The 18,701-nt window shown below is 65.4% G+C and carries 19 protein-coding genes and 1 riboswitch; of the genes, 12 read left to right on the forward strand and 7 right to left on the reverse strand.

The window, feature by feature from the left end; all coding sequences use genetic code 11:
• The first annotated feature begins 9 nt into the window (after positions 1 to 9).
• The 4 genes from LH475_RS09305 to LH475_RS09320 are packed head-to-tail and all read left to right on the forward strand — an operon-like array spanning position 10 to position 3,204.
• The gene (locus LH475_RS09305) at positions 10 to 867 is read left to right on the forward strand and encodes an exodeoxyribonuclease III (RefSeq protein ID WP_196843646.1); all 858 of its coding nucleotides are present in this window, start codon (positions 10 to 12) and stop codon (positions 865 to 867) included.
• Positions 864 to 1,868, forward strand: a complete 1,005-nt coding sequence (trpS, locus tag LH475_RS09310; RefSeq protein WP_196843645.1) for a tryptophan--tRNA ligase — start codon at positions 864 to 866, stop codon at positions 1,866 to 1,868. The genes LH475_RS09305 and trpS overlap by 4 nt, the downstream gene beginning before the upstream one ends.
• The gene (locus LH475_RS09315; RefSeq protein ID WP_196843644.1) at positions 1,868 to 2,473 is read left to right on the forward strand and encodes a GNAT family N-acetyltransferase; all 606 of its coding nucleotides are present in this window, start codon (positions 1,868 to 1,870) and stop codon (positions 2,471 to 2,473) included. The genes trpS and LH475_RS09315 overlap by 1 nt, the downstream gene beginning before the upstream one ends.
• Entirely contained in the window at positions 2,470 to 3,204 is a 735-nt protein-coding gene (locus tag LH475_RS09320) for an HAD family hydrolase (protein ID WP_297413599.1), read from the forward strand. Before LH475_RS09315 ends, LH475_RS09320 begins: the two co-directional genes overlap by 4 nt.
• A 76-nt stretch (positions 3,205 to 3,280) precedes the next feature.
• On the opposite strand, the gene glpK is transcribed toward LH475_RS09320, so the two are convergent.
• The 3 genes from glpK to LH475_RS09335 all read right to left on the reverse strand — a co-directional run bounded on the left by glpK (position 3,281) and on the right by LH475_RS09335 (position 7,529).
• Entirely contained in the window at positions 3,281 to 4,795 is a 1,515-nt protein-coding gene (glpK, locus tag LH475_RS09325) for a glycerol kinase GlpK (RefSeq protein ID WP_196843642.1), read from the reverse strand.
• 69 nt (positions 4,796 to 4,864) lie between these two features.
• Entirely contained in the window at positions 4,865 to 5,599 is a 735-nt protein-coding gene (locus LH475_RS09330) for an MIP/aquaporin family protein (RefSeq protein WP_196843731.1), read from the reverse strand.
• A gap of 208 nt (positions 5,600 to 5,807) precedes the next feature.
• Positions 5,808 to 7,529 (reverse strand): glycerol-3-phosphate dehydrogenase/oxidase, encoded by a 1,722-nt coding sequence (locus tag LH475_RS09335; RefSeq protein ID WP_297413602.1) that lies wholly within the window; start codon positions 7,527 to 7,529, stop codon positions 5,808 to 5,810.
• Between the two features lie 198 nt (positions 7,530 to 7,727).
• On the opposite strand from LH475_RS09335, the gene LH475_RS09340 reads away from it, so the two are divergent.
• The 7 genes from LH475_RS09340 to LH475_RS09370 all read left to right on the forward strand — a co-directional run bounded on the left by LH475_RS09340 (position 7,728) and on the right by LH475_RS09370 (position 12,782).
• Positions 7,728 to 8,639 (forward strand): sugar-binding domain-containing protein, encoded by a 912-nt coding sequence (locus LH475_RS09340; protein WP_196843730.1) that lies wholly within the window; start codon positions 7,728 to 7,730, stop codon positions 8,637 to 8,639.
• A 76-nt stretch (positions 8,640 to 8,715) separates the two neighbouring features.
• A riboswitch (FMN riboswitch) is annotated at positions 8,716 to 8,859 on the forward strand.
• 88 nt (positions 8,860 to 8,947) lie between these two features.
• A complete protein-coding gene (ribD, locus tag LH475_RS09345; protein ID WP_297413604.1) occupies positions 8,948 to 9,997 on the forward strand; it encodes a bifunctional diaminohydroxyphosphoribosylaminopyrimidine deaminase/5-amino-6-(5-phosphoribosylamino)uracil reductase RibD in 1,050 nt (349 codons plus the stop codon).
• 8 nt (positions 9,998 to 10,005) lie between these two features.
• Positions 10,006 to 10,665: a riboflavin synthase gene (locus LH475_RS09350; protein WP_196843640.1), complete on the forward strand. Its 660-nt coding sequence runs from the start codon at positions 10,006 to 10,008 to the stop codon at positions 10,663 to 10,665.
• Positions 10,662 to 11,921, forward strand: coding sequence for a GTP cyclohydrolase II (gene ribA / locus LH475_RS09355; RefSeq protein WP_196843639.1), 1,260 nt, complete (start codon positions 10,662 to 10,664; stop codon positions 11,919 to 11,921). Before LH475_RS09350 ends, ribA begins: the two co-directional genes overlap by 4 nt.
• Positions 11,921 to 12,397, forward strand: coding sequence for a 6,7-dimethyl-8-ribityllumazine synthase (gene ribH / locus LH475_RS09360; protein WP_196843638.1), 477 nt, complete (start codon positions 11,921 to 11,923; stop codon positions 12,395 to 12,397). Before ribA ends, ribH begins: the two co-directional genes overlap by 1 nt.
• 71 nt (positions 12,398 to 12,468) lie before the next feature.
• Positions 12,469 to 12,654 carry a hypothetical protein gene (locus LH475_RS09365; RefSeq protein WP_196843637.1) on the forward strand — a complete coding sequence of 62 codons (186 nt, stop codon included), beginning with the start codon at positions 12,469 to 12,471 and terminating at the stop codon, positions 12,652 to 12,654.
• On the forward strand, positions 12,654 to 12,782 hold the full coding sequence (locus LH475_RS09370) for a hypothetical protein (RefSeq protein ID WP_297413608.1): 129 nt from the start codon (positions 12,654 to 12,656) through the stop codon (positions 12,780 to 12,782). Before LH475_RS09365 ends, LH475_RS09370 begins: the two co-directional genes overlap by 1 nt.
• On the opposite strand, the gene LH475_RS09375 is transcribed toward LH475_RS09370, so the two are convergent.
• Genes LH475_RS09375 through LH475_RS09385 form a run of 3 tightly spaced genes read right to left on the reverse strand, consistent with a single transcriptional unit; the run spans position 12,775 to position 15,432 of the window.
• Positions 12,775 to 13,614, reverse strand: coding sequence for an ABC transporter permease (locus LH475_RS09375; RefSeq protein WP_196843636.1), 840 nt, complete (start codon positions 13,612 to 13,614; stop codon positions 12,775 to 12,777). The genes LH475_RS09370 and LH475_RS09375 overlap by 8 nt on opposite strands.
• Positions 13,611 to 14,495 (reverse strand): ABC transporter permease, encoded by an 885-nt coding sequence (locus LH475_RS09380; protein ID WP_327012083.1) that lies wholly within the window; start codon positions 14,493 to 14,495, stop codon positions 13,611 to 13,613. The genes LH475_RS09375 and LH475_RS09380 overlap by 4 nt, the downstream gene beginning before the upstream one ends.
• A 10-nt stretch (positions 14,496 to 14,505) precedes the next feature.
• A complete protein-coding gene (locus LH475_RS09385; protein ID WP_297413610.1) occupies positions 14,506 to 15,432 on the reverse strand; it encodes an ATP-binding cassette domain-containing protein in 927 nt (308 codons plus the stop codon).
• 122 nt (positions 15,433 to 15,554) lie between these two features.
• Between LH475_RS09385 and LH475_RS09390 the strand changes: the two genes are divergently transcribed.
• Positions 15,555 to 17,417: an ABC transporter ATP-binding protein gene (locus LH475_RS09390; RefSeq protein ID WP_297413621.1), complete on the forward strand. Its 1,863-nt coding sequence runs from the start codon at positions 15,555 to 15,557 to the stop codon at positions 17,415 to 17,417.
• 21 nt (positions 17,418 to 17,438) lie between these two features.
• Here the strand turns inward: LH475_RS09390 and LH475_RS09395 are convergent.
• Positions 17,439 to 18,701: glycoside hydrolase family 38 C-terminal domain-containing protein (locus tag LH475_RS09395; RefSeq protein WP_297413612.1), on the reverse strand; the 1,263-nt coding region annotated here is incomplete at its 5' end.

Raw genomic sequence — 18,701 nt, forward strand, 5'->3', positions numbered from 1 at the left:
ACTTGACCCATGTCGTCTCCCAAACCCCTTCGTATTGCCAGCATCAACACGAACGGGGTCCGAGCCGCATACCGCAAGGGAATGGGCGACTGGCTGAACGCCCGCGACATCGACATTCTGGCGATTCAGGAGGTGCGTGCATCCACGGAAGATCTGGAGGGGCTCCTTGGGCCGGACTGGAACATTCTGCACGATGCGGCCACAGCCAAAGGCCGGGCCGGAGTCGCCCTGGCCAGCCGGTCGTCGGCATCCATTCACCGCGTCACACTCGGCGCCGACGAGTTCGACAGCGCCGGCCGCTGGCTCGAGGCCGACTACGAGGTGAACGGCAAGATCATCAGCGTCGTGAGCACCTATGTGCACTCCGGCGAGACCGACACTCCCAAGCAGGTCGAAAAATACAAGTTTCTCGACGCCATGATCGCCCGGCTGCCCGAGCTGACCGAGTCCAGCCCGCTCGCGCTCGTTCTCGGCGACCTGAACGTGGGGCATCGCACACTCGATATCAAGAACTGGCGCGGCAACAAGAAGCACGCCGGTTTTCTGCCGCAGGAGCGCGAGTATTTTGACCGCATCCTCGGAGCGGAAGGCGACCCGGGCTACAACGCGGGTGCCGGACTCGGGTGGGTCGACGTCGGACGAAAATGGGCCGGCGAGGTCGAGGGCCCGTACACCTGGTGGTCCCAGCGCGGCCAGGCGTTCGACACCGACACCGGGTGGCGGCTTGACTACCATTTGGCCAGCCCGCAGCTGGCGGCATCCGTTCTGCATTATGCGGTCGATCGGGCCGCGGCGTACGACCAGCGCTGGAGCGACCACTCCCCTGTCGTCGTGGACTACGACCTGTCGGGAGACGACAACTCATGACCAAACCACGCCTCTATTCGGGCATGCAGCCCTCAGCCGAGTCCCTGCAGATCGGTAATTACATTGGTGCGCTGCTGAACTGGAAGTCGTTGCAGCAGACGCACGACGCGTTCTTCTCCATCGTCGATCTGCACGCGATCACCGTCGCCCAAGAACCGGCGAAGCTGCGCGAGAACACGCGCGGCACGGCAGCGCAGTACATCGCGGCCGGGATCGATCCGTCGGTGTCGACCCTGTACGTGCAGTCGCATGTCGCCGCGCACGCACAGCTGGCCTGGGTGCTCAACACCATCACCGGTTTCGGTGAGGCGAGCCGTATGACGCAGTTCAAAGACAAGTCCGTGCGGCACGGCGCCGACGCGACCACCGTGGGTCTGTTCGCCTACCCAACCCTCATGGCCGCCGATATTCTTCTGTACCAGAGCGAGGTCGTGCCGGTCGGCGAGGACCAGCGCCAGCACGTTGAACTCACTCGCGACCTCGCGCTGCGCTTCAACTCGCGGTTCGGCGACACCTTCACGATTCCCGAGGTCGCGATCGTCAAAGAGACCGCGAAGATCTACGATCTACAGAATCCGCTGTCGAAGATGAGCAAGTCGGCCGAGTCGCACGCCGGGGTCATCTGGCTTCTCGATGAGCCCGGAGTCACCAAGAAGAAGATCATGCGGGCGGTGACGGATGCCGATGGCGGCGTGGTCTTTGACCGCGAGAACAAGCCGGGGGTGGCCAACCTGCTCACGATCTACTCCGTTCTCGCGTCGCGCTCGATCGAGTCGCTCGAAAACGAGTACGCGGGGCGCGGCTACGGTGACCTGAAGAAGGGCCTCGTCGAGGTCGTGCTGGGAACGTTTGATCCGATCCGTGCGCGCGTCGCCGAACTGCTCGGTGACCCGGCCGAGCTGGATCGTCTGCTGGCCTCGAACGCGGCCCGCGCCGACGCGGTGGCAAACGAGACTCTGGCCACCGTCTACGACCGGGCCGGCTTCCTGCCGCGCCGCTGATGCGTGCCTTCGCGCTCGCCTCCCCGGTGGTTCTGCTCAATCAGCCCGCAGCCAGCGACACGGACCGGATCCTTGAGTACTGCCAGGATCCGATCTTTGAGCGCTATTTGACCGTTCCGTGGCCTTACGATCGCAAACACGCCGAGGGTTTCCTCGACGAGTTTGTTCCCGACGGGTGGATGACGGATCGGGAATACACCTGGGCGGTGCGGGAACCGGGTGGATCGGAGCTTTTGGGCGTGATTGGGCTACGGCTGGCCGGGGAATCCGCCACGGCGAAAGCATCCGTGCACCGGGTGGGGTCAATCGGATTCTGGCTGGGCGCCCCCCACCGTGGCCGCGGGCTCATTCCCGAGGCCCAGCGGCTGGTCGCCGATTGGGCGTTCTCCACCGGGACCATCGATGTTCTCCACTGGGAATGCCTCCTCGGCAATGTCGCGTCGGCTCGAGCGGCGTGGAAGTCGGGCTTTCGATATGCCGGGGTATCACAATCCGTCGCCGCGTATCGGGACGGAAGCTATCCGGAGTCCTGGCAGGGCCACCTGGCCGCCGGAGACGACCGCAACCCCCAGCCCTGCTGGCCGGCCGCGGCGCTCGCCCGGTGACCGCTCCACGGGTGGTGCTGTTTGATCTCGACGACACCCTGTTTGCGCACCGGGCCGCGGCCGCCGCGGGCATTCTGCTGCACCTCGACCGGGTCGGCGGCGCATTCGCGACCGGCGACCCGGTAGCCGCGCCCGCGCTCTGGGATGCGCTCGAGGAGGAGCATTACCACTCCTACCTCGCCGGCGTCCTGGACTTTGCCGGCCAGCGCCGCGCTCGCGCCCAGGATTTCGCGGCGTCGTATGACATGACGCTGACCGACGCCGAGGCGGATTCCTGGTTCGACGTGTACTTCGAGAGCTACCGGACCAGTTGGCGGCTGCACGACGATGCGCTCCCGTGCTTCGATGCGCTGGCCGAGCTGATTCCCGGGGTGCGCTTTGGCCTCATCACGAACGGCGACCCGGTGTTTCAGGGCGAGAAGATGCGACGTGTCGGCCTGACGGACCGGTTCGAACATGTCATCACGTCGGGCGCGCTCGGTGTTGCCAAGCCCGACGCGCGCATCTTCCGGCACGCCTGCGCGCTGTTCGACGTGCCCGTGGAGACAGCGGTTTACGTCGGAGATCGACTCCGCACGGATGCCCTGGGCGCTGCCGCTGCGGGGCTGATGGGGGTCTGGCTCAACCGAGCCGCGGCATCGCCTGCACAAGTTGACGAAATCGAAGCCACCCAACGAGGAATTCTCCGTATCGAATCCTTAAAAGCACTTCCCCCTCTGCTGACAAAGTAACGTGCGAGCACAAGAAGTGCCGGTATGGACCTGCCATACGGGCACTTCTTGTACTCGCGCGCTTTGCGGGCGAGGGTTAGAGAACGTCGTCGTCTACCCAGTCGAGGGTCTTTGTGACGGCCTTCTTCCAGTTGCGCAGCAGACGTGCCGCGTCCTCCGGGTCCATGGCGGGCTCCCAGCGGGAGTCTTCCTGCCAGTTCGAGCGCAGGTCGTCCAGACCGCTCCAGAAGCCCACGGCGAGGCCGGCCGCGTATGCGGCACCCAACGCGGTGGTCTCGGCGACGACCGGACGCACGACGGGCACGCCGATGATATCGGCCTGGAATTGCATGAGCAGATCGTTCACGGTGGCACCGCCGTCGACCTTCAGCTCGGTCAATGGCACTCCGGAGTCAGCGTTGACCGCGTCGAGCACCTCGCGGGTCTGATAGGCGATGGCCTCGAGCGCCGCTCGGGCAATGTGGCCCTTGTTCACGTAGCGGGTGAGGCCGACGAGCGCGCCGCGGGCGTCTGACCGCCAGTACGGTGCGAACAGCCCGGAGAACGCCGGCACGAAGTACGCCCCGCCGTTGTCCTTGACCGTCTTGGCCAGGTCTTCGATCTCGGAGGCGTTATTGATGATGCCGAGCTGGTCACGCATCCACTGTACGAGCGAGCCGGTAACAGCGATCGAGCCCTCGAGCGCGTAATGCACGGGTGCATCGCCGAGCTTGTAACCCACCGTGGTGAGCAAGCCGTTCTTTGAGTGGATGATCTCGGTTCCGGTGTTGAAGATCAGAAAGTTTCCGGTGCCGTAGGTGTTCTTCGCTTCACCCTGGCCGAACGCGGCCTGGCCGAACGTCGCCGCCTGCTGGTCACCGAGGATGCCGGCGATCGGTACCTCGCGCAGCAGGCTGTGCCCGCTTGCGGTGCCGTAGACCTCAGAGGACGACTTGATCTCGGGCAGCATCGATTTGGGCACGTCGAAGATGGCGAGGATCTCGTCGTCCCACTGCAGGGTTTTGAGGTCCATGAACATGGTGCGGCTCGCGTTGGTGACGTCGGTCGCGTGTACGCCTCCCTCGGTGCCACCGGTCAGGTTCCACAGAACCCACGAGTCGGTGGTGCCGAACAACAGGTCGCCGGCATCCGCTTTCTCGCGTGCTCCCTCGACGTTTTCAAGGATCCAGACAATCTTGGTGCCGGAGAAGTAGGTGGCCAGGGGAAGGCCGACCTTGGCTTTGAACCGTTCGACGCCGCCGTCAGCGGCGAGACGGTCGACGATGTCCTGGGTGCGGGTGTCCTGCCAGACGATGGCGTTGTAAACGGGTACGCCGGTGTTTTTATCCCAGACGACAGCGGTTTCACGCTGGTTGGTGATGCCGACGGCTTCGATGTCGTGGCGGGTGATGTTCGCCTTCGACAGTGCCTGGCCGATGGCCTCACGGGTGTTGTCCCAGATTTCTTTCGGGTCATGCTCGACCCAGCCGGCCTGCGGCAGAATCTGTTCGTGCTCAAGCTGACCGATCGAAATGATCGACCCGGCCTTGTCGAAGATGATCGCGCGGGAGCTCGTGGTTCCCTGGTCGATGGCGAGAACGTACTTGGCCATGTGTAACTCCTTTGTTGTTCCAGGTGAGAATTCAGATATCAGCGGATGCTGCAGAATACGTCGGCGACCTTAGCCCAGGATGGGCAGCAGTAGACCCGACGAGGCACCGGCGAGCACGCCGCCGATGATCGGGCCAACGACCGGCACCCACGAGTAGGACCAGTCGCTCGAACCCTTGCCCTTGATCGGGAGCAGGAAGTGCGCGATACGCGGTCCGAGGTCACGGGCCGGGTTGATGGCGTAACCGGTCGGCCCGCCGAGGGAGGCGCCGATCGCGATCACGAGCAGGGCCACCGGCAGGGCACCGAGCGCGGCGAGCCCGCCACCGTCACCATTACGGCCGAAGCTGATGACGACGAAGACGAGTACGAAGGTGCCGATGATCTCGGTTACGAGGTTCCAGCCGTAAGACCGGATAGCCGGGCCGGTGGAGAACACACCGAGTTTGTTGGCCGCGTCGGGCTCCTGGTCGAAGTGCTGCTTGTAGGCCAGCCACACAACGACGGCACCAAGAATTGCACCGAGCATCTGACCGGCGATGTAGGTGAGGATCGAGATCAGATTGACCGGCACGCCAGACCCGAATTCGGTAACGCCACTGGCGACGAGGCCGAGGGTGACCGCAGGGTTGAGGTGAGCGCCCGAGTTGTAGGCGGCGATCACACCGGCATACACCGCAAGGCCCCAACCGATCGTGACCATGAGAAAGCCGCCGCCCAAGCCCTTGTTCTTGGCGAGTGCGACGTTGGCGACCACGCCGCAACCGAGGAGCAAGAGGATGGCCGTTCCCACGACCTCTGACATAAAGACGACACCGAGATTGTCCACATTGACCTTTCTGATGGGGTACTGCTATCCACCGACTGACCTAGTTGTCACGTGCGGCGGTCGTGCATCACGTCTAAAACGTATCGGCGCCCGGGTCGGCTCCGGACGGTTTTCACTGCACGTTTGTGCAGATTACCGGCGATCGCTGGCCCGGGCGCAGCGCCTGCGCGACGAGAGGGGCGGCCTAACTGACGGGTGCCAGGTCGACCCCGTGGACGTCGATCAGGAGGCCGCGAGCCAGCTCAATCTCCTCAGCCCGGCGCCCGGCGTCCCAGCCAAGAACGGGGGCGACGACGAGCGCGAGTTCCTCGATCAGCGGGGTGGTCACGGCGCCGACGAAGGCCATACTGGTGCGGCGCAGGAGCACGTCCATCAAGCGCACAACGCTCTCCGTCGAGGCCAGAAATTCGATCTCGCGGCGGGTGTAGGCGGGGTTGTGCTGGAGGGGGGCATCTGCTGAACCGGTCGGATCGGTCAGAAACTTAATGACCTCGCTCGCCCTAGTACCGTAGCGGGAGAGCAGGGCTGCGGCGCGATCGGTGCCGACCTCATCGCCGTGCGCGGTGACCCAGACGAGGTGGGCGGCCTCCGTGGCGGGAAAGTCGCGCCCACCGCCGATGGCGCGGCCCTCGGTGGAGACGGTGCGTGGCAGGCCGAGCAATTTCATAATGTCGGTGCTCAGGTTTTCGGCGAGGGCGCGGAAGGTGGTCCACTTGCCACCGACCAGGCTGAGCAGGGTTCCGTCGGCGGCGCCCGTGCGGGGCAACGGACGCGACTCGATGCGGTAATCGCGGGAGACGAAACCGGGAGCTTCATCGTCGTGGCGCGGCAGCGGGCGCACGCCGGAAAAGCGGAACACGATGTGCGATCGGTTGACCGGGACGGTTGGGAAAACGTGCGCGACGAGATCAATGAAATAATCGATCTCGTCTTCGGTGCAGCGGACCGGTTGGGTCATGTCGTGCTCGAGGTCGGTGGTACCGACCAGAACGCGGCCCTTGAGCGGGTAAATCAGCACGATGCGGCCGTCTTCGTGCTCGAAGAAAATCTCGCCGCCACCGGTCGCCGCGAGCAGTTCCGGGTTATCGAGCACGACGTGGGAGCCCTTGGTGCCGCCCATGAACCGGCTCGGCTGGCCGAGAGCGTTATTGGTCAGGTCGGTCCACGGCCCGCTCGTGTTGACGACGACATCTGCTTGGAAGGTAAATTCTTCGCCGGTAATCGTGTTGCGGAGGAGTACGCCGTGCTCGTTCATGCCGGCGGCTTCGACGTAGTTCGCGGCGCGGGCGTGCGGGCCGGCGTCGAGGCCGTCATGCAGCACGTCCAGGGCGAGGCGCTCGGGGTCGTCCATGGCGGCGTCGTAATAGGTGGCCGTGTACTTGAGGCCGGGGTTCAGCAAGGGCAAGGCTGCGAGCGCTTTCGTGCGGCCCTTGAACTCGTGGCGGGGCACCGTTCCACCGTCGCGGGAGAAAGAGTCGTAGATCATCATGCCGATTTTGATGAGCATGGCGCCGCGCTCAACGTGTTTGGCCCCCTGCTTATGGGTAAGAAACCGCAGCGGCGCGGCCATCACGCCGGAAAAAGTGGAAAAGATGGGAATGGTCGTCTTTAGCGGCTTGACGTAGTGCGGCGCGATCTTGAGCAGGCCGTTCCGCTCCGTCACCGATTCCTTGACCAGACGAAACTCGCCGTTTTCTAGGTAGCGCACCCCGCCGTGGATCATGTGCGAGCTGGCCGACGAGGCACCGGAGACATAATCGTTCTTCTCGACGATGACCACGTCGACGCCCTGCAGGGCGAGATCGCGGAAGGTGGCGATGCCGTTGATGCCGGCGCCAATGATGAGCACTTGGGCGCGGGGGCGTTCGGAGATCGCGGACGAAGTCTGTGAGTTTAAGAACGACACTGTTGTCACCTCTGTCTCGGGGCTTGCCCCGTTTCAATTTGCGCGGGGCACGCCATATGAATAGATTCATTCTGACAGTCCGACACAATTTCTCAACTGGATTGAACATACGTGCAAGGAGCCGTTGTGACCTTCGATACTGATCCCGTGCAGTCCGAGCGCAGCCGCGACGCCCTCACCGCGGCGCACCTGTATTACATGCAGGACCTCACGATGGATGCCATCGCCCACGAGCTGCACACCTCCCGTTCCTCGGTTTCCCGCCTGCTCAGCCACGCGCGCGCGACCGGTTTGGTCGACATTCAGATCAAGTCACCACTGGACGCTCCGAGTCACCTCGAGCAGCAGATCGGCGCTCGGTTTGAAATCACCGCGCACGTCGTGCCGGTTCCCGACAGTGCGAGCGACGTCGATCGGCTCGAGCGCGTGGCGCTCTCGGTTGCACGAATTCTCGGTCAATACTTCGACTCCAACATGACCATGGGAATCGCTTGGGGTTCCACCATGAACGTAATCAGCCGGCACGTGACCCCGAAGCAAACGCACAACTCGCAGATCGTGCAGCTCAACGGTGCCGGAAACATGCGCACGACCGGTCTCGGTTACGCGAGTGAGATTCTCGGCCGCTTCGGTACGGCCTTCGGCGCGCACGTACAGCAGTTTCCGGTGCCCGCTTTCTTCGACGACCCCGCAACCAAGCAGGCGCTGTGGCGGGAGCGCAGCGTCAGCCGCCTGCTCGACAAGCAAGCCATCATGGACATCGCCCTGTTCGGCCTCGGGTCCCCCTTCTCCGGCGTGATCAGCCGCGTCTACGCCGGCGGCTACCTCGAGCAGGCGGAATTCGACGCCCTGGGCGCGGCCGGCGTGGTCGGCGACGTGGCAACCGTGTTCTATCGCGCCGACGGCTCCTCCGACGGCATCGCGCTGAACGAACGCTCTACCGGCCCGGACTTCACCGTTCTGCGCCGCACCCCCCGCCGCATCTGCGTCGTGGCCGGCCGCTCCAAGCTGGCCAGCCTGCGCGGTGCGCTCGCCGCAAAGCTCATCACTGACCTGTTCGTCGATGAGAGCACCGCCCGCGCCCTGGTCGAAGCTTCCCCGGCCCCGTGACCACTCCGGCCATTTTCAGCGGGAATAGCACGACGCACAGGCTGTTGCACTATAAATAGAAGAAGAACTTGTAGTACACGTGCTCCGGGGTCGGTGTAATTCCGAACCGGCGGTGAGAGTCCGCGACCCGTTAGCCCCTTGAGAATTTTTGAGGGGCCAAACGGTTGAGCTGGTGAAACTCCAGCACCGACGGTTAGAGTCCGGACGAGAGGCGCACGAGTCGATTGGTCCCTACGGTCAACCGACGGGATTTTGCGTGGATGCGCACACCCATACCCCGGAGCTCGTCCGAGACGGATGAGAGCGGGATGACCACGAACGCCGACCTCGACACGGGTGTGCAGGGCCCGGCTCTGCACAGCGCCATGCGCCGCGCTCTGGAACTCGCTGCCCGAGGCCCGGCTACCGGTGTGAATCCGCGAGTCGGCTGCGTCATCTTGAATACGGCGGGCGACAGCCTCGCCGAAGGCTGGCATCGAGGTGCCGGAACGGCGCACGCCGAGGTCGATGCCCTGTCGAAGCTCGACCCGGGCGCCGCCCGCGGCGGCACCGCCGTCGTCACGCTCGAACCGTGCAACCATATCGGCCGGACCGGTCCGTGCGTTGTTGCCCTGATCGAGGCTGGCGTCACACGCGTCGTGTACTCCGTGACCGACCCCGGCGAGCACTCCTGCGGCGGGGCCGCGCGGCTGCGCGGCGCTGGTATCGAGGTGCAGGGCGGCGTGCTCGCCGATGAGGGCGAGGCATTTCTCGGCGACTGGCTCGTCGCCGCTCGCCTCAGCCGCCCGTTCGTGACGCTCAAGTCGGCATCGAGTCTCGACGGCCGCGCGGCCGCGGCCGACGGCTCCAGCCGCTGGATCACCGGCGCCGCAGCCCGCCTCGACGTGCATCGGCGTCGCGCCGCCTGCGACACGATCCTGGTCGGTACCGGCACCGTGCTCACCGACGACCCGGCGCTGACCGCACGCCGTGCCGATGGCGGGCTGCTCACCCGGCAGCCCGTGCCCGTGGTGGTCGGCCGACGTGAGTTGCCGGCATCCGCTGCCCTGTTCGCGCACCCGCAGAAGCCACTGTTTTTCGACGGTCTCGATCTGCCCGGCCTGCTGGCAGACCTGCACGGCCGGGGCCTGCGCAGCGTCTTCATCGAGGGCGGACCGACCGTGGCGAGCGCCTTTGTCGCCGCCGGGCTGGTCGACGAATACCTCATCTACCTCGCGCCGACGTTGATCGGTGGGCCCCGAGTGGCCCTTGAGGACATCGGCGTGACCGCAATCGGCGAGCAGCGCCGTCTCTCTTTTCAATCCCTCGACCGGCTCGGCGACGATGTGCTCATCGTCGCCCGGCCTCTCACAATCTAAGGAACCCTATGTTCACCGGAATCATCGAGGAGCTCGGCCAGATCGAGCGCATCGATCTGACAGCGGATGCCGCCCGCCTCACCATCCGCGGCCCGCTCGTGGTCCTGGGCACCGGCCACGGCGACTCCATCGCCGTGGCCGGTGTCTGCCTCACCGTGGTGGAGCGCACCCCCGATACCTTCACCGCCGACGTCATGGCGCAGACCCTGCTCATGTCCACGCTGTCTGACGCCCGCGTCGGCTCCCCGGTCAACCTCGAGCGCGCCGCGCTTGTCGGCGGACGCCTCGGCGGCCACATCGTGCAGGGCCACATCGACGGCACGAGCACCGTGCTCGCGGTCATCCCCGGCGAGGCCTGGCGGGTGCTGCGGTTCAGCCTGAGCGCCGAACTCGCGCCGCTCGTCGTCGGTAAGGGCTCGATCGCCATCGACGGCGTCTCCCTCACCGTGAGCAATATCAGCCCGGCCACCGACGCGAGCCAGTGGTTCGAGGTGTCGCTCATTCCCGAGACACTCGCCGCCACCACCCTCGGCGAGCGCAAGGTCGGCGAACGGGTCAACATCGAGACCGATATTCTGGCCCGCCACGTCGAGCGCATGCTGGCCGTCGCCGCCGCCGCGGCAACCCCCGATTCCCAGCACGCAACCGTATCAAGGAGCGCATCATGAGCCTCGCCGATATTCCCTCCGCTCTGGACGCCCTCCGCCTCGGCCGACCGGTCATTGTCGCCGACGACGAGGGCCGCGAAAACGAGGGCGACGTCATCATCTCTGCCCAGCTCGCCACTGCGGAGTGGATCGCCTGGACCGTGCGCTTCTCCTCCGGTTTCATCTGCGCGCCGATGACCAACGAGATCGCCGACCAGCTCGACCTGCCCGTGATGGTCGCGAACAATGAAGACCCCCTCGGCACCAACTACACGGTGAGCGTCGACGCCGCCGACCGCCTGTCGACCGGCATCAGCGCCGCCGATCGCGCCCACACCCTGCGGGTGCTCGCCGACCCTGCATCGGCACCGGCGAGCCTGCACCGTCCCGGCCACATTCTGCCGCTGCGCGCCCGCGACGGCGGCGTGCGAGAGCGCGGCGGCCACACTGAAGCCGGCGTGGACCTGATGAAACTGGCCGGCCTGGTTCCGGTCGCCGCGATCGCCGAGATCGTCGCCGAGGATGGCGAGATGATGCGCCTACCCGGCCTGCTCGAACTCGGCGCGCGCGAGGGCTTGCTCGTCATCACGATCAAAGACCTGATCAGCTACCTCGACGAGGTTCACCCCGACGAAGATCTGCCGACTATCGCCCCAGTCGTCGAGGCGCCGCGGGTCGACTTCGAGGTGGAAACCACGGTGCCCACCCGGCACGGCGCCTTCCGCGTGCGCGCCTATCGGGACCGCTCTACCGGTGCCGACCACGTGGCATTCGTGGCGGGAACCCCGGTCGACGGCGCCATCGTGCGGGTGCACTCCGAGTGCCTCACCGGCGAAGCCTTCGGCTCGCTCAAATGCGAGTGCGGACCGCAGCTCGACGCCTCGCTCGACATCATCCAAGAGGAGGGCGGTGTGGTTGTCTACCTGCGCGGCCAGGAGGGGCGCGGAATCGGCCTGGTCAACAAGCTGCGTGCCTACGCGCTGCAGGAGGATGGCCTTGACACCCTTGACGCGAACATCGCGCTCGGGCTGCCGATCGACAGCCGCGATTACGGCGCGGCCACCAGCATCCTGCACGATCTGGGGTTGAATTCGGTGCGGCTGCTCACCAACAACCCGGAGAAGGTGCGTCAGCTCGAGTTGCACGGCGTAGCCGTGACCGAGCGGGTGCCGCTCGTTGTCGGAATCGGCGAATTCAACGAGGAGTACCTCGCCACCAAGCGTGACCGCATGGGTCACCACATCACGAACACCGAAATCATGAACGGAATCGCCTAATGGCCGGAACAGGTCCCGCAATCAGTGTTGACGGGCGCGGTTTGCGCGTCGTCATTGTGGCCGGGCAGTGGCACGACGCGATCACCGACGGTCTCATCGCCGGCGCCACCCGGGTGCTCGAAGCGAGCAACGCCGAGTTCTCGCTCGTGCGGGTGCCGGGCAGTTTCGAACTCCCCGTCGTCTGCAAGGCCGCTCTCGAAAACGAGGCCGACGCGGTCGTCGCCCTCGGCGTGATCATTCGCGGCGGCACCCCCCACTTCGATTTCGTGTCGAATGCGGCAACGGATGGCCTCACCCGCGTCGCGCTCGACACCGGCAAGCCCGTGGGCTTCGGCGTACTGACTCTCGACGACGAGCAGCAGGGCCTCGACCGGGCCGGCCTGCCCGGTTCGACAGAGGACAAAGGCGCGGAAGCGGCCTCCGCCGCCCTGGCCACCGCGTTGCTACTGCGGCAGCTGCGCGAGCACATCGTGTAATTTTAGGTGCCGCGGCGTCGCCTGGGCTGAACGGATGGCTCGTCTACGCAACATTTTTTCTCGCTCAGGGAATGACGTTCGGCCCGAAGGGCGCACTGCTACCGGAGCTGTTCCCGACGCGCGTGCGCTGCACCGGCTCGGCCTTCACCAATAACATGAGCTCGATTCTTGGTGCTGCCATTGACGCGTTCATCGCCCTCCGGCTGCGGACGCTCGGCGAGAGCAGCCCCTTCGGGGCGGCATCTACCTCTCGGTGATGGCCGTCATCACCCTGATCGCGCTGATCCTGAGCCGCGAAACGAAGGACCTCGACCTGCACCGGCAGGTTGTCGCTGCGTCAAAATCCGCGCCCCTCTCGCCCCGCGAAGGGGAGCGTTTCAGTTGAGGAAGAGGGCTTTGAGGCGGCGAGTGGTGAAGAACAAGCCGATCGCGATCATCGCGACGTAGTAGAGCACGTGCCAGAGCAGACCGGGGTCGACCTGACCGGTGGTCAGGCCGCGCACGAGCTCAACACCGTGCCAGAGCGGCAGCGCCTGGATCACATACTGAATGCCCTGCGGGTAGACACTCAGCGGGTAGAACGTCGCCGAGAATAGGAACATCGGCAGCAGCACAAAGTTGATCCAGTCCATCTGTTGGAAGGTCTTCATGTAGCTCGTGACCGCCATGCCAACACTCGCGAAGCCGAACGCGACGAGCAACACCGCGGGCAGGGCGAGCAGCGCCCACCACGACAGGTTGAGACCGAGCGCCTGCATGACGAGCATGAATCCGGTCGCGTAGAGCAGGCCGCGAAGCAGGGCGAGGGAAATCTCGCCGAGTGCCACGTCGAGCGGGCCGAGCGAGGTCGCCAGCATTCCCTCGTAGAGTTTGGCGAACTGCATTTTGAAGAATACGTTCCAGGTGGAGTCGTAGATCGCGCCGTTCATGGCGGCCACGGCGAGCAGGGCTGGTGCGATGAACGCCGCGTAGGGCACGCTGGCGCCCTCGACGGTCTGCACCTGCCCGATCAGCGTTCCGAGGCCGAGACCCATCGACAGCAGGTAGAAGATGGGCTCAACGAATCCGCTGAGCACAACGAGCGCGTTGGTGCTGCGCGTCGCCCGCCAGCCGCGCGCCATCACGCTGCGCGCGTTGCCGGCATACAGGCTGCCGAACAGTCGCGGCCGGCCAGCGCCTGCCGCGAGCGTCGACGGAGACAGGTGCGGCCGGGTCATTTGTTGAGCCTTCTGACCGTGAGGCGGCGGGCCCAGACCCAGCCGATGGCCAACAGTGCCGCCAGATAGAGCACGTGCACGAGGCTCAGCCAGATCGGCTCCGTCATGCCATAGGCGAAGACGCGGGAGAGCTCAGTGCCATGCCAGAGCGGTGAGATCCAGCCGATCCACTGCAGGTAGGGCGGCAACAGATCGAGCGGAAAAAACGTGCCCGAGAACAGGGTCATCGGCAGGATCACGAAGCGCTGCATCATAGCGAGCTGGCCGGTGTCGTCTTTGAGGGTAATCGTGTAGGCCATCACGAGTACGCCGAAGGCGAGGCCGGTGAGTAGCGCCACCAATACGGCGACCACACCGAGCGCCCCGGGCACCGCCCCGAAGACCAGCATGAAGACGTAGTAGATGGTGCAGGTGAGCAGCATGCGGGCCGCGACCGAGATGACGATTCCGTTGATGATCTGGCCCGGCTGGATGGAGGTCGCGTTCATGCCGAAGAAGGTCGGGTTCCATTTGAAACCGAGCATGATCGGGTAGGTGAACTCCTCTGAGGCGACCGCGATCGCGCTGCTCGCGAGCAGTGCCGGAGCCAGGAACGTGAGGTAGCTCACCCCGTTGACGGCGTTGTCGCCGAGGTTGCCGTCGACAAGGCTGGCCAGGCCAACACCCATCGCGTAGAGATAGACGAGCGGGCTGCCGATTGCGGTGAACAGCACGGTCTGCGCGTACGACCGCATGACCCGAAACCGGTGCTCCGCCACGTACCAGGAGCCGTAACGCCGGGTGCGCGCCGCTGCCGCGACGGCTGCGGCGAGCGTCTCTAAACGGATGCTGTCGCTCGCGGCCCCCGCATCCCTGGCGCGGCCCACATCATTCGCGCTCACGATGTGCCGCTCATTCGATCAGGTTCCTGCCGGTGAGACGCAGAAAGACGTCTTCGAGGCTGGAGCGGCGCACGAGGCTGGTGATCGGGCGGAGGCCGGCCGCGGTCATCCGCTCTAATTCATTCTCGCCGCTATCGCTGTAGACCAAAATGCGGTCGGGCAGCACGTCGACCCGTTCGCCGAAGCCTTGAATGCGACCGGCGACCTCGGCGTTCTGGGTGGAGCCGAAGCGCACCTCGAGCACCTCGCGCGAGGAATAGCGGCGAATAAGGTCAGCCGGAGAGCCCTCAGCCATGATTCGGCCCTTGTCGACGACGACGAGGCGGTCGCAGAGCTGTTCGGCTTCGTCCATGTAATGGGTGGTGACCAGCAGGGTCGTGCCCTGCTCCTTGAGACGAAACAGGCGGTCCCAGAGAATGTGGCGCGCCTGCGGGTCGAGGCCGGTCGTTGGCTCATCGAGCAGCAGCATGCGCAGGTCGTTGATGAGTGCCCTGGCGATGGTGAGGCGGCGTTTCATGCCGCCGGAGAGGTCGTCGACCTTCGCGGTGGCCTTGTCTTCGAGCTGGGCGAACTCGAGCAACTCATCGGCGCGGCGGGCCACTCGGGCGTGCGGCAGCCCGAAGTAGCGCCCGTAGACCATCAGATTCTCCCGCACCCTGAGTTCCATGTCGAGGTTGTTCTCCTGCGGCACCACGCCGAGCTGGGAGCGAATCTCCGGACCGTACCCGTTGGGGTCGAGGCCGAGCACGCTCAGTTTGCCACTCGTGCGGGTGGAGACTGCGCCGATCATGCGCATCGTCGTGGATTTTCCTGCCCCGTTGGGGCCGAGCAGCCCAAAGGACTCCCCCGGCGCCACCTCGAAACTGATACCGTCGACGGCGACGAAATCTTGGTATCTCTTGACGAGATTCTGGGCGACGATGACAGGCTCTGGCACAGTTCCCCACTCTAGACCGCACCGGTGACATTGGGGTTCGCATCTTCGACGGTTAAGATTCAGGGGTGACTACCGCTACCCGTGCGCCCGAAACCCCCGCTCCATCCGCTTCCCCGACCGCTATGAAGCCGCCGCGCGGCCGACGCGGCCGCCCCGCCCCCACCGGGCCACGCGCGAAGTTCAGCCAGCTGCTGCCCTACCTGTTCGAGCACAAGAAGGTGCTCAGCGTCGTCATCGTATTGAGCGTGCTCGGCGCCGCCGCGAGCCTGGCCCAGCCGCTGCTCGTGAGCCAGGTCATCACGATCGTGCAGGCGGGCAACCCGCTCGGCTCGCTCGTTGGCCTGCTCGTCACCCTCGTGGTGATTTCGGGTTTGATCAGCGGATACCAGCACTATCTGTTGCAGCGCACCGGCGAGGGCGTCGTGCTTTCAAGCCGTCGCAAACTGGTCGGGCGCCTACTGCGCCTGCCGATCAGCGAGTTCGACTCCCGCCGCACGGGAGACCTCGTCTCCCGGGTCGGCAGCGACACCACCCTTCTGCGCGCGGTGCTCACTCAAGGCCTGGTCGAGGCAATCGGTGGGTCGCTCACCTTCATCGGCGCGCTTGTGGCGATGCTCATCATCGACCCGGTGCTGCTCGGCCTGACCGTGCTCGTGATCGCGGTGTCGGTGGTCACTGTCACCCTGTTGTCGCGACGCATCCGTACCGCGAGCCAGGCCGCTCAGGCGAAGGTCGGCGACCTCGCCGCGAGCGTCGAGCGTGCCATCAGCGCCATTCGCACCGTGCGTGCCTCTAACGCGACCGAACGCGAAGTCACCGTGATTGAAGAAGACGCCCGTGGTGCCTGGCGTATGGGCATCAAGGTCGCCAAGATCAGCGCCCTCGTCGTGCCGATCGCCGGCATCGCTATGCAGGTGTCGTTCCTCGTTGTGCTCGGTGTCGGTGGTTTTCGCGTCGCGAGTGACGCCATCACCGTGGCCAACCTGGTCGCGTTTATTCTGTTCTTGTTCATGATGATCATGCCGCTCGGCCAGTTCTTTGGCGCGATCACCTCGGTCAACTCGGCGCTCGGAGCGCTCGGCCGCATCCAGGAGATCATCGACCTGCCCGCCGAGGACCAGTTCGACCGCGACATCGCCCCGCTCGCCATGACGGTCGGAGCGGCGAACGAGAAGGTCAACCCCGAGGCCGCTGCGATCAGCTTCGAAAACGTGCACTTCGGCTACCTGGTCGCACCGATCGAGGTGCATGCCGAAGCGGAGGCCGACGCCAGTGCGGCCGACCCCACCGATCACGCGGAACCGCGCCCGGTGCTCACCGGCGTCTCCTTCAACGCTCCACGCGGGCTGCGTACGGCGCTCGTCGGGCCGAGCGGCGCCGGCAAGAGCACCATTCTCGCCCTGATCGAACGGTTCTACGACGTCTCGGCTGGCACCGTGCGACTCGGCGGGTTGGACATCCGCTCCCTGGATCGCACCGCGCTGCGCGCTCAGATCGGTTACGTCGAACAGGACGCCCCGGTGCTCGCCGGGTCGTTGCGCGACAACCTCACCCTCGCGACGCCGGATGCCACCGACGACGAGTGCATCGCTGTGCTACACGCGGTCAACCTCGGCGAGGTGCTCGACCGCGACCCGTCCGGGCTCGGTGCGGCGGTCGGCGAATCGGGCGTGAAACTCTCCGGCGGTGAACGACAGCGGCTGGCGATAGCACGGGCGCTGCTCGCGGCCCCGCCGATTCTGTTGCTCGACGAGTCGACGTCGAGCCTCGACGGCAAGAACGAGCAGATGATGCGGGAGGCCATCGATGCCGTCGCGGCCGACCGCACGCTCATCGTGATCGCGCACCGGCTGTCGACCGTGGTGGATTCCGACCAGATCGTGGTACTCGACCACGGCCAGGTCGTCGGCGTCGGAACGCACTCCGAGCTCGTCGTATCGACGCCGCTGTACCGCGACCTGGCCAAGCACCAGCTGCTCGTTTGACCCGCTCGTCAATCGAAATGGTCAGCCTCTGCCATATCGCAGCGTCACCAGTTGAAAGGGGCGCATCTCCAGTGTGAGGGCTGCGCCGTCAGCGGCAATGATCGCGGTCTGGGAGAGGGGCCGCTCGAGTAGGTCGGTCTCATAGGCCTCGGCAGCCGGGAACGAGCGGTCGACCCGAGCCCGAGCCCGTGTTCCGTGCGCCTCGTAGAGACGAACGATTGTGTCTCCACTGCCGTCTTCGGCGAGCTTGACCGCCTCGATCACGACCGCCGCATTGTTCACTGTGAACAGCGGTTCGATCTGCGTTGCGCCGACGCCCGTTATGGTGTGCAGGGGCAGGTTCAGTCGATAGCCCTCAGACACCGCATCGGGAATACTCGCTCCGACGCGGAGCGCCACCCTCAGTTCGTGCCGCCCCTGGTCGGCAGTCGGGTCAGGATAGAGCGGCGCGCGCAGCAGGGACAGCGATACGGTGGTGCCGACGCGCGCTGTAGTTGCGCCGCCATTGGTCGCCGGAGCCGCAAAATCGGTGCGGGTAATGGAGTGGCCATAGGTGGAATCGTTCGCGACGGCGACTCCGAAGCCCGGCTCACCGACGTGCACCCAGCGGTGGGCGACGGTTTCGAAGCGGGCCGAATCCCACGAGGTGTTTGCATGGGTGGGACGGAATATATGTCCGAATTGAATTTCGGAGGCGGCCCGGTCCGCCGGCAGGTCGAGCGCGAAGTTCAGCCGCAGCAGCTTCTGCCGTTCGTGCCAGTCGATACTGAACGTGAGGTCGATGGTGCTCGACTCGCCCGCGAGAGTGACGTCCTCGGTGACTTGAGAGGAGCCGAATTTTCGGGTGATCCGCACGCCCACCTGACCGAGTGGCAGTGCATCGAGCGCGAGCTTCTCGACCGACTCGGCGTGAGTCAGCGTCTCGAAAGAGCGTGCATGCTGGGTGTCGATGTCCCAGGCATCCCACTGGGTCGGGGTGTCTCGGTGCAGCGTGAGCAGGTTGGCCCGGGCGCCCGCCGGCACGACCTCACGGTCGGCATAGCGGTCGTAGACCGAACTGAGGAGTCCGTCGTCATCGATGATTACTCTCACCCGCCGATTCAACAGCACCCAGCCGTCGGGGGTGCGTGCAATCGTGGCCCCGGAGTGCGTATCGCGCGAGTGCGCGTGCCCGCCGAGGGCGGGCACGCCGGCCCGGGCATAGGGGCCCGCCTTGAGCCCAACTTCGCCCGCGCCCGGCCCGCCCCACGCCCGCACGGATGGCACAAACACGCCCGCAAGCAC

This window comes from Cryobacterium sp. (assembly GCF_026786305.1).
In the GTDB taxonomy this organism is placed as follows: domain Bacteria; phylum Actinomycetota; class Actinomycetes; order Actinomycetales; family Microbacteriaceae; genus Cryobacterium.

Excerpts from the sequence above, each read along its gene's own strand:
- LH475_RS09305 (WP_196843646.1), top strand. The coding sequence starts at position 10 with ATGTCGTCTCCCAAACCCCTTCGTATTGCCAGCATCAACACGAACGGG.
- trpS (WP_196843645.1), top strand. The coding sequence starts at position 864 with ATGACCAAACCACGCCTCTATTCGGGCATGCAGCCCTCAGCCGAGTCC.
- LH475_RS09315 (WP_196843644.1), top strand. The coding sequence starts at position 1,868 with ATGCGTGCCTTCGCGCTCGCCTCCCCGGTGGTTCTGCTCAATCAGCCC.
- glpK (WP_196843642.1), bottom strand. The coding sequence starts at position 4,795 with ATGGCCAAGTACGTTCTCGCCATCGACCAGGGAACCACGAGCTCCCGC.
- LH475_RS09330 (WP_196843731.1), bottom strand. The coding sequence starts at position 5,599 with ATGTCAGAGGTCGTGGGAACGGCCATCCTCTTGCTCCTCGGTTGCGGC.
- LH475_RS09340 (WP_196843730.1), top strand. The coding sequence starts at position 7,728 with ATGCAGGACCTCACGATGGATGCCATCGCCCACGAGCTGCACACCTCC.
- ribD (WP_297413604.1), top strand. The coding sequence starts at position 8,948 with ATGACCACGAACGCCGACCTCGACACGGGTGTGCAGGGCCCGGCTCTG.
- LH475_RS09350 (WP_196843640.1), top strand. The coding sequence starts at position 10,006 with ATGTTCACCGGAATCATCGAGGAGCTCGGCCAGATCGAGCGCATCGAT.
- ribA (WP_196843639.1), top strand. The coding sequence starts at position 10,662 with ATGAGCCTCGCCGATATTCCCTCCGCTCTGGACGCCCTCCGCCTCGGC.
- ribH (WP_196843638.1), top strand. The coding sequence starts at position 11,921 with ATGGCCGGAACAGGTCCCGCAATCAGTGTTGACGGGCGCGGTTTGCGC.
- LH475_RS09365 (WP_196843637.1), top strand. The coding sequence starts at position 12,469 with ATGACGTTCGGCCCGAAGGGCGCACTGCTACCGGAGCTGTTCCCGACG.
- LH475_RS09370 (WP_297413608.1), top strand. The coding sequence starts at position 12,654 with ATGGCCGTCATCACCCTGATCGCGCTGATCCTGAGCCGCGAAACGAAG.
- LH475_RS09375 (WP_196843636.1), bottom strand. The coding sequence starts at position 13,614 with ATGACCCGGCCGCACCTGTCTCCGTCGACGCTCGCGGCAGGCGCTGGC.
- LH475_RS09390 (WP_297413621.1), top strand. The coding sequence starts at position 15,555 with ATGAAGCCGCCGCGCGGCCGACGCGGCCGCCCCGCCCCCACCGGGCCA.